The sequence below is a fragment of the Micromonospora sp. NPDC049049 genome (assembly GCF_040649115.1).
In the GTDB taxonomy this organism is placed as follows: Bacteria; Actinomycetota; Actinomycetes; order Mycobacteriales; family Micromonosporaceae; genus Micromonospora.
Genome location: NZ_JBEZEX010000007.1, coordinates 233,916 through 243,460 on the forward strand (window position 1 = coordinate 233,916; position 9,545 = coordinate 243,460).

Annotated in this window: 9 protein-coding genes; 7 read left to right on the forward strand and 2 right to left on the reverse strand. The window is 71.2% G+C overall.

What is annotated here, in order from left to right; translation table 11 throughout:
* Positions 1-38: 38 nt before the first annotated feature.
* From AB0B68_RS10800 to AB0B68_RS10815, 4 genes are all read left to right on the forward strand, one after another.
* The gene (locus AB0B68_RS10800) at positions 39-917 is read left to right on the forward strand and encodes a sulfotransferase domain-containing protein (protein WP_357259298.1); all 879 of its coding nucleotides are present in this window, start codon (positions 39-41) and stop codon (positions 915-917) included.
* Between the two features lie 233 nt (positions 918-1,150).
* Positions 1,151-1,543 carry a cupin domain-containing protein gene (locus AB0B68_RS10805; protein WP_355005457.1) on the forward strand — a complete coding sequence of 131 codons (393 nt, stop codon included), beginning with the start codon at positions 1,151-1,153 and terminating at the stop codon, positions 1,541-1,543.
* 43 nt (positions 1,544-1,586) lie between these two features.
* A complete protein-coding gene (locus AB0B68_RS10810; RefSeq protein WP_357259301.1) occupies positions 1,587-3,386 on the forward strand; it encodes a glycoside hydrolase family 15 protein in 1,800 nt (599 codons plus the stop codon).
* A 259-nt stretch (positions 3,387-3,645) separates the two neighbouring features.
* On the forward strand, positions 3,646-5,013 hold the full coding sequence (locus AB0B68_RS10815; protein WP_357194853.1) for a pectate lyase: 1,368 nt from the start codon (positions 3,646-3,648) through the stop codon (positions 5,011-5,013).
* Positions 5,014-5,064: 51 nt separating this feature from the next.
* On the opposite strand, the gene AB0B68_RS10820 is transcribed toward AB0B68_RS10815, so the two are convergent.
* Together AB0B68_RS10820 and AB0B68_RS10825 are read right to left on the reverse strand one after the other, a co-directional pair.
* Positions 5,065-6,255, reverse strand: a complete 1,191-nt coding sequence (locus AB0B68_RS10820) for a threonine synthase (RefSeq protein ID WP_357194850.1) — start codon at positions 6,253-6,255, stop codon at positions 5,065-5,067.
* Positions 6,256-6,269: 14 nt separating this feature from the next.
* Positions 6,270-7,319: a DNA polymerase ligase N-terminal domain-containing protein gene (locus AB0B68_RS10825; protein WP_357227222.1), complete on the reverse strand. Its 1,050-nt coding sequence runs from the start codon at positions 7,317-7,319 to the stop codon at positions 6,270-6,272.
* A gap of 94 nt (positions 7,320-7,413) precedes the next feature.
* Here AB0B68_RS10825 and AB0B68_RS10830 point away from each other — a divergent pair, with 94 nt between their 5' ends.
* The 3 genes from AB0B68_RS10830 to AB0B68_RS10840 all read left to right on the forward strand — a co-directional run bounded on the left by AB0B68_RS10830 (position 7,414) and on the right by AB0B68_RS10840 (position 9,449).
* Positions 7,414-8,202: an aldo/keto reductase gene (locus tag AB0B68_RS10830; RefSeq protein WP_357194844.1), complete on the forward strand. Its 789-nt coding sequence runs from the start codon at positions 7,414-7,416 to the stop codon at positions 8,200-8,202.
* Between the two features lie 126 nt (positions 8,203-8,328).
* The gene (locus AB0B68_RS10835; RefSeq protein WP_238666485.1) at positions 8,329-8,481 is read left to right on the forward strand and encodes a hypothetical protein; all 153 of its coding nucleotides are present in this window, start codon (positions 8,329-8,331) and stop codon (positions 8,479-8,481) included.
* Complete coding sequence (locus AB0B68_RS10840) at positions 8,481-9,449, forward strand: N-acetylmuramoyl-L-alanine amidase (protein WP_357194840.1); 969 nt, start codon at positions 8,481-8,483, stop codon at positions 9,447-9,449. Before AB0B68_RS10835 ends, AB0B68_RS10840 begins: the two co-directional genes overlap by 1 nt.
* Positions 9,450-9,545 lie beyond the last annotated feature (96 nt).

The window sequence follows — 9,545 nt, forward strand, 5'->3', positions numbered from 1 at the left end:
GGCTGCTCGACTGTCGGTTCGGCGACTACCATCCACCGATGCCCACGCCGATGCACCGCTACCAATCCGACGAAGAGGACAGCGCGCGGTGGGGCGGGTTCCCGTTCCGCGACGGTGACATCGTGATCAGCACCCGCTCCAAGAGCGGCACCACCTGGATGCAGATGATCTGTGCGCTCCTGGTGCTCCGTACCCCGGAGTTGCCAGCGCCGCTGACAGAGCTCTCGCCGTGGCTGGACTGGTTGGGCGAGCCGCGGGCCACCGTGTACGACCGGCTGGCCGCCCAGCCACACCGGCGGTTCATCAAAACGCACACCCCGCTGGATGGGGTGCCGCTCGACCCTCGGGCGCACTACGTGGTGGTGGCCCGGCACCCGCTGGACATGGCGGTCTCCCTCTACCACCAGGGCGCGAACCTGGACCGGGCGCGCATCGCCGAGCTGACCGGCCAACCCGTCCCGGCCGGGCCACCCCCGCAGCGGCCCTCGGTAGGGGAGTGGTTGTCGAGCTGGGTCGACCGGGAGGCGGACCCCCGCGCCGCGCTGGATTCGCTGCCCGGAGTGCTGATGCACCTCAGCGACGCGTGGGCCCGCCGGCACGAGCCGAACGTCGAGCTTGTGCACTACGACGACCTGCTGGCCGATCTGGGCGGGGAGATGCGCCGGCTCGCCGACCGGTGGAAACTCCCGAGCCCGGGGCCGGAGTTGGTGGAGGCGGCCACCTTCGGTCGCATGCGGGAGCGGGCCGACCGGCTCGCACCGGACACGCTCGGCGTGCTGCGCGACCGGCAGGCGTTCTTTCGCCGGGGCGGCTCAGGTCACTGGCGCGATCTCCTGAACGAGGCCGGCCTCGTCCGCTACCAGCGACGGGTCGCGGAGCTGGCCCCACCCGACCTGCTCACCTGGCTGCACCGCTAGGTCACAAGAGCGCGCGGCGCCGCTCCGTGATCGGAACGTCGCCGCGCTCTGGCCGTCTCCCACCACCGCAGCCGTTCGGCGGTACGCCGGCGGGGACCTGGCTCGACCGGCCGTTCGCGCCGGTCCGCTCCTCGATCCCCGGTCCGTGCGGATCCAAACCCGCCCAGCGTCAGGAATTCCACCATTCGTGAGTCCCGGCGTGGCGCACCGCCGGACGGGGTAAGAGCATGGGCATGGAGCATTTCACTATCGCGACTGTCGCCGAGCAGAGCCCGGATTTCCGGCGCGTGCTGTGGACCGGTGAGCACACCCAGTTGGTCATCATGACCATCCCCGCCGATGGCGAGATCGGCGAGGAGGTGCACGAGGACATCGACCAGATCCTCACCTTCGTGAGTGGCGTCGGCGAGGCGCGGGTCGCCGGCGCGAAGCGGAAGGTCGTCGCGGGCGACCTGGTCGTGGTGCCGGCGGGCACCAAGCACAACTTCGTCAACACCGGTCCCAACCCGCTGGTGCTCTACACGGTGTACGGGCCGCCGGAGCACGCCGACAAGGCCGTGCACAAGACCAAGGAAGAGGCCGACGCGGCCGAGGCGGCGGGCGAGGACGAGCCACCGACCGAGTGATCGCCTCCGGCCTGATCCGGGCCGATGCGGGTACCCCCGGCGGGTGGAGCAGCAGCCGCAGATCTCCGACTACGGGTTTCTGTCGGACTCTCGTTCGGGTGCCCTGGTCGGCAAGGACGGCTCGATCGACTGGTGGTGCCCGCACCGGTTCGACGGGTCGTCCGTGTTCGCGCGGTTGCTCGACCCGGGAGCCGGCCACTTCCGGCTGGCGCCGGTAGGGGCCGGCGGCCCGGGTCACCGGGTGGAGCGCGCGTACCTGCCGGACACGTTGGTGCTGCGGACGGTGCACCACACCCCGCACGGCAGCGTGGCGGTCACCGACGCGCTGGCCGCCGAGGTGGGCGCCCGCGCCCACGAGCTGGGCAAGAACTCACCCGCCGTGCTGATCCGGGTCGTTGAAGGGCTCTCCGGGCGGGTACGCATGGCGTTGGACTTCGCGCCCCGCCCGGAGTACGGCCTGCTCACGCCGTACCTGCACGAGCAGCCGGACGGCGGGGTGCTGGCCGGTGCCGGCCCGGTGGTGCTGATGTTGCGCGCCGGAGGCCTGCACCTGCGGGCGGGCACCGACCGGGTGACCCACGAGTTCGAGGTCTCCGCCGGTCAGACGATCGGGATGGACCTCGCGTTCGGTGAGGCGTACGGCGACCCGCCGGCCCGGGTGGACCCGCTGACCACCCTTGCCGAGACGACGCAGGCGTGGCGGGCGTTCCGGGAGACGCACACCTATTCCGGTCGCTACCCCGAACTCGTCACGCACAGCGCGACGGTCCTGACCGGTCTCACGTACGCCCGCAGTGGCGCGGTCGCCGCCGCGTTGACCTCGTCGTTGCCGGAACAGATCGGCGGCGACCGGAACTACGACTACCGCTACTCCTGGTTGCGGGACTTCTCGTTGACCATGCGGGCTCTCTGGGTGGCGGCCTGCCCCGACGAGACGTCCCGGCTGTTCAACTGGGCGACCCGCTCGATCGGCCGGTTCGGTGACGAGCCCGTGCCGGTGCTCTTCGGGCTGGAGGGGGAGCGCGACATCTCCGAGCACCACTGCGACCACCTGCGCGGCTACCGCGACAGTCGACCCGTGCGGGTCGGCAACGACGCCTGGCGGCAGCGGCAGCTCGACGTGCCGGGTGAGGTGATGTCGGCGGTGTGGCGGCTGCGCGACTACCTGGGCACGCGGTTCGAGGACGAGCTTCGGGAGATGGTGCTCGGGCTGACCGAGCAGGTGGCCACGACGTGGCACCTGCCGGACCGGGGCATCTGGGAGACCCGCGACGAGGAGCGCCACTACGTCTCGTCCAAGGTGTCCTGCTGGTTGACCATGGACCGGGCGGTGGGGCTCGCCGACCGGCTCGGTGATCGGGCCGACCCCCGTCGATGGGCGCGGGTACGCGACGAGATCAGCGACACAGTGCTGCGCGAGGGGTGGAACGACCGGATCGGCGCGTTCACCGGCGCGTTCGGATCGCCGGAGCTGGACGCCTCGGTGCTCGCCCTGCCGGTCACGCACTTCCTGCCCGCCACCGACCCGCGGATGCGCTCGACGATCGCGATGGTCGAGCGCGAGCTGGGCACCGAGGACGGCCTGCTGCGGCGTTGGACGTCCGACCCCGCCGGATTCCTGCTGTGCTCGTTCTGGCTGGTGGAGTGCCTGGTGATGACGGGTGAGCCGAAGCGCGCCGAGGCGCTCTTCGAGCGGGTCGTCGGGTACTCCAACGACGTGGGACTGTTCAGCGAGCAGATCGACCTGACCACCGGCATGCAGATGGGCAACATGCCCCAGGCGCTCTCGCACATCGGGCTCATCAACGCGGCCTGGCGGATCACCGAGCCGGAGAGCTACTGATCCGGTGGGCGTTTCCGTCAGGGCCGGAATCCTGCAACAGACCTGCAAGCGCCAGGCATTGACGCTGATGGTTGGACAGTCCTAGCCTCGATGGAGTGGGAAAGCCCTTTCCCAGGGCTGTTGATCCCGCTTCACCCCGCTTCGGATCCGGGCGTCCGACGGGGGCGCACACCGATCCCGTTCAACGCGGCACGCCGTGCGAACACGTCTCGGTACGGCCGCCGAGGGATCACCACCACATGCGTCAAGGAGGACACCTGTGCAGAAAAGACGACTCTCCGGCCGCCGACCACTCCTGCTGGCGGTGGGCGCCGGGGTGACCGCGGCAGCCCTCGCCGCCGGCATGACCTCGGCCTTCGCGGCCACCGTCTTCAGCGACGACTTCACCGACGGCGACACCTCCGGCTGGTCCAAGTCCGGCGGCACCTGGACCGTCGACGGCTCGGGCGTGCTCAACCAGTCCAACGCCGGTAGCGAGCTGGCCCGCCAGTTCGCCGGCCAGAGCAGCTGGACCAACTACTCCGTGCAGGCCCGGGTCAGGCCGACGAGCTTCGGCTCGTCCAGCGCCCTGGTCGGGCTCGCCGCCCGCTCCACCAGCAGCACCAAGATGTACCGGCTGGCCCTGCTCGGCTCCGGCCGGGCCGAACTCCAGGCCGTGAACGGAAGCTCCGTCACGGCGATCGGTTCCGCCGCGCTGGGCATCGGCACCGGCACCTGGTACACGCTGCGCATCGAGACCAGCGGCAGCACCATCCGCGGCTTCGTCAACGGCACCCAGATCGCGTCCGGCAGCAACAGCCTGGCCGGTGCGGGCCGGATCGGCCTGGTCACCGCGTACGCCAGTGGCGGCTTCGACGACGTGCTTGTCGACTCGTCCGGCGGCGGCACCCCGACCACCCCGCCACCGACGACCACCCCGCCACCCACCACCCCGCCACCGACGACCACACCTCCGCCGGCTGGCTGGCCGACGCCCACCGGCAGTCAGAAGGTGGACGCCACGATCCCGGTCTCCGGCTCGTTCGACGGTGGGCTCAAGCGCTACTACGGCATCGGTGACGGCGGGCAGAGCGAGAGTCAGGACCCGATGTTCGAGCTGGCCGCCGGCGCCACCCTGCGCAACGTGATCATCGGTGCTCCGGCCGGCGACGGCGTGCACTGCGAGGGCAACTGCACTCTGATCAACGTCTGGTGGGAGGACGTCGGCGAGGACGCGGCGACCTTCCGCGGCGGCACCACGTACACGGTCGACGGCGGTGGGGCCCGCTCGGCCAGCGACAAGGTCTTCCAGCACAACGGCTCGGGCACCGTCTACATCAAGAACTTCCGGGTGGAGAACGCCGGCAAGCTCTACCGCGCCTGCGGCAACTGCTCCACGTCGTACCAGCGGCACGTGGTGATCGACAACGTCATCGTCCGGAACACCGACGCGATCGCCGGCATCAACACCAACTGGGGCGACACCGCCCGGTTCAGCCGGATCACCATCGTCGACGACCCGGACCGGGAGACCTCGATCTGTGTGAAGTACAAGGGCGTACCGAAGGGCAGCGAGCCGACCGAGATCGGCGAGGGCGCCGACGGCGTCAACTGCCTCTACTCGCCCTCGGACATCACCTACCAGTAGACCGGCACGACGGCGCCCCGCGCACCGCCCGGTCCGCGGGGCGCCGTCACCTCACCCCATCAGGGGTACGCCGGAGACGTCGACAGTGTCCGGATACTTCAGCCCTGCACCGGTGTTGAGCACCACCACCCGCTCACCGGCCCGGATCCAACCGCCCGCCCGCAGTTGCTTGGCCGCGGTGAGGCAGGCCGCCCCCTCCGGGCAGAGCAGCAGCCCCTCCCGGGCGGCGAAGTCCCGCAGATCGGCCAGGATGTCCGCGTCGTCGACGGCGACCGCCGTGCCGGAGGACTCCCGCAGCGCCGCCAGGATCAGCTCGTCGCCCAGCGGGGCCGGCACCGTGATGCCGAACGCCACGGTGTGCGCGTCCGTCCACGGTTGGGCCCGATCCTCGCCGGCGGCGAAGGCCCGCACGATCGGCGCGCAGCCAGTGGACTGCACCGCCACCAGCCGGGGCAGCTTGTCGCCGATCCAGCCCAGCTCGCGCAGCTCATGCAGCGCCTTGTGGATGCCGATCAGGCCCACCCCGCCGCCGGTCGGATAGATGATCACGTCCGGCGTCTGCCAGCCGAGCTGCTCGACGATCTCGTACCCCATCGTCTTCTTGCCCTCCAGCCGGTAGGGCTCGCGCAGCGTGCCGGCGTCGAAGATCGCCCCGTTCGACTCCGCGATCAGCTCGGCCACCCGCCTACCGGCGTCGCCGATCAACCCGTCGACCAGGCGCAGGTCGGCACCGGCGGCGACGCACTCGCGCCGACAGATGCTCGGCGCCTCCAGCGGCATGACGATCGTCGCGCCCATTCCGGCCCGCGCGGCGTACGTGGCCCAGGCCGACCCGGCGTTGCCGTTGGTGGGCATCGCGATCCGCTCGACGCCCAGCTCGCGGGCCCGGCTCACCCCGACCGCCGCGCCCCGGGCCTTGAACGAGCCGGTCGGGATCAGCCCCTCGTCCTTGACCATCAGGTCCGCGATGCCGATCTCGGTGCCGTACGCCGGAGCCCGCAACAGCGGCGTCCAGCCCTCACCCAGCGTGGTGACGTGCCGAGGGTCGGCGACCGGCAGCAGCTCCCGGTAGCGCCACAGGTCGGCCGGGCGCAGCGGGAAGTGTTCCGGGGTGACCACGGTCGCCACAGCCGGCAGGTCGTAGCGGGCCAGCAGCGGCGACCCGCACTCGCAGAGATTCTGTAACCGGTCGGCGGCGTGTTCCTTGCCGCAGCGCGGGCAGTCCAGGTGAGTCAGGTACACGTCGCTCCTCGCCGTCACACCGCGTCGATGCTCAGCCAGTGCCGGCTGCGCCGCCCCGGCTGGTAGACCGAGTCCAGTCGCTTGGCGACCACGCCCGGCAGGCCCTGTTCCCGCCCGGCACGCAGGGCCTCGTCGCCCGCGCCCGGGAACCACGGCGGAGTCTGCCAGTGCGTACCGGACAAGACCAGCCCATCGAGCAGCTCCCGGCGTTGCGCGTACGGCACGTCGACGCTGCTCACGCCCTCCAACCAGAGCAGGTCGACGATCAGGTACTGGGCACCGGCGGGGACCCGGCTGCCGGCGGCCGGTCGAACCGGGCGGACCCGCCCGGCACCGTCGATGCGGACCAGCACACCGTCGAGCACCGCCTCGGTCGGCGCGAGCGCCTCGGCCATCGCGCGCAGCCACGGATACCCGCCGGTGATCTCCTCGTCGGTCTCGGAGAGCAGCCGCAGTCGCCCGCCGGAGACGTACGCCATCGCCCGCACGCCGTCCCAGCGCAGCTCGTACCCCCAGGCGGCGAGGTCGCGGGGCAGCCGGGCGGCGGACGTGGCGTGCATCGGTCGGACCAGATCCGGCATCGGCGTCCAGCCCGGCGGCGCGGGGTCGGTGCGGCGGACCATCCAGTCCCGTCCCCCGGTGGCGAAGAGGACGTAGCGGCCGGCGGTCCGCTCACCGGAGAGCGTCACGATCACCTCGTCGTCGCGCCACTTCTCGCAGCGGTAGGTGCCCCGGTCGTGAATGAGCATCCGGCCGCCACCGTACTCACCGGCGGGGATCTCACCGGCGAAGTCGAGGTACTCCATCGGGTGGTCCTCGGTGTGCACGGCGAGGTGGTTGTGACCCGGATCGCGGGGTAGACCGCGCGGGACCGCCCAGGACGCGAGCACCCCCTCGTGCTCCAGGCGCAGGTCCCAGTGCAGGCTGCGGGCGTGGTGCTGCTGGATGACGAAGCGGGCGGCGTCAGCGTCGGGGCCGGCCGACGGCGGGCTCTCCGACGGCACCGGCTCCGGTGTGCGGGCCGCGTCCCGCCGTCGCCGGTACTCGTCCAGCCGGTCGGTCACACCCGCATTCTCCGACACAGCGGACCGGTGCGCTGGACGCCGGAGTGTCCGGTTCGCTCGGCGGTCGGGGGCGCGGCGGGGTAGAACGGACCTCATGGACCTCACCGACCAGCCCACCGCCCTGCTCCCCGGTGACGTGCGGATGCCCCTGCTCGGCTTCGGCACCTGGCAGGCCACCGGCCAGGCCGGTTACGACGCCGTGCTGGCCGCGCTCGACACCGGCTACCGGCACCTCGACACCGCCACCGTGTACGGCAACGAGCGGGAGGTCGGCCGGGCGGTACGCGAGAGCGGGCTGCGTCGGGAGGACCTCTTCATCACCACCAAGCTCCCGCCGGACCGGGTGGGTCGGGAGCGCGCGACGCTGGAGGCCAGCCTTGAGGCGCTCGGCGTCGAGCACGTGGACCTCTGGCTGATCCACTGGCCGCCGTCGTCGCCGGGGGACAGCATCCCGCTCTGGCGCGAGATGCTCGCCGCCCGCGACGAGAACCTGGCCCGGGCGGTCGGAGTGAGCAACTACAGCACCGCGGAGATCGACGAGCTGATCCAGTCCACCGAGGAGAACCCGGCGGTCAACCAGATCCGGTGGAGCCCGTCGCTGTACGACCGGCAGCGGCACGCCGAGCACCGGGACCGGGGCGTGGTGCTGGAGGGCTACAGCCCGTTCAAGACCAGCGATCTCAGTGACCCGGTGCTGACCAGGATCGCCGGCGCGCACGGCGTCTCCCCGGCGCAGGTGGTGCTGCGGTGGCACATCGACCACGAGATCGTGGTGATCCCGAAGTCGGTGACTCCGGAGCGGATCACCGCGAACTTCGACGTCTTCCACTTCTCGCTCACGGCGGAGGAGATGCGCGACATCGACGCGCTCGGTGAGGTCTGAGTCGGCGGAATCCTTCAGTACGTGACCGGGGAATGAAGGGTATCGACATCGACGTACGTGACGGTATAGCGTCCCGTCATCACGTTCGTCGATCCATTCGTACCCGTCAGTCGCTGGAGGATCGCCATGGCCAGAACCCCGTCCATCCGTCTGCCCCGTCGTGGGGTGCTCGGCATCCCCGCCCTGGTGGTCGCCGCGCTGACCGTCGTCACCCGACCCGCCGCCGCGAGCGCCGCGCCGAAGGCCGAATGCCTCGCCGACCTGCTCCAGGACGCCTGATGGCGACGATCCCCTGGCTGGTGGACGTGCTGCGCGCCGCCGGGGTCCAGGTCGTGGTCGAGGGTGACTGGCTCAACCGGATGCGGCCCGGCTCGTTCGACCCGATCGGAGTGCTCTGGCACCACACCGCGTCGACCTCCAGCGCCAGCAACCCGCACCCGGCGCTCGGCATCTGCATCAACGGCCGGTCCGACCTGCCGGGCCCGCTGTGTCAGGCGCTGGTCGACTACAACGGTGTCTTCCACGTCATCTCCGCCGGCCGGTGCAACCATGCCGGGGCCAGCGGCGGCAGCGGGCCGATCCCCGCCGGGGACGGCAACACTCTGATGATCGGCTGGGAGATCGACTACAACGGCGTCAACCAGGAGATGACCGCCGCGCAGTACAACGCGTCGCTCGCCGCCACCGCCGCCGTGCTCACCCGGCTCGGCCGGGACAGCAGCTACGCCCGAGGCCACCGGGAGACCAGCACCTCCGGCAAGATCGACCCGTCGTTCATCGACCTGAACGTCATGCGCGCCGACGTGGCCGCGAAGATGTCCGGCGGGACCCCGCCGGCGTGGTCCTCCATCGTGGACAACACCACCGCCGGCCGTTTCAGCGCCAGCGCGAACTGGGGTGTGTCGACGTACTCGGCGCAGCGCTACGGTGCCGACTACCGGTACGCGGAGCCGGTCGCGGCCAGTGACGCCGCCTGGTACAAGTTCAACGTCCCGGCCACCGCCAACTACCGGGTCGACGCCTGGTGGCCGGCGACCTCCGGATACAACGGTGCCGCCCCGTACATCGTCGCCACGACCACCGGCAACCGGACGGTCGTCGTCGACCAGCGGGCCACCGGCGGGCAGTGGCGGTCCCTCGGCACGTTCACGCTGCCGGCCGGGGACGCCAACCGGGTGGCGGTGAGCCGGTGGAGCAGCGCCACCGGTCTGATCGTCGCCGACGCCGTCCGCCTCACCCGCGTCTGACCCTGATCTCCTGAACGGTGGGGGCGCGACCGTACGGTCGCCATCCAGACGGTGATCGTCGACGAGGTGCACGCGGTGGCCGGCAGCAAACGCGGC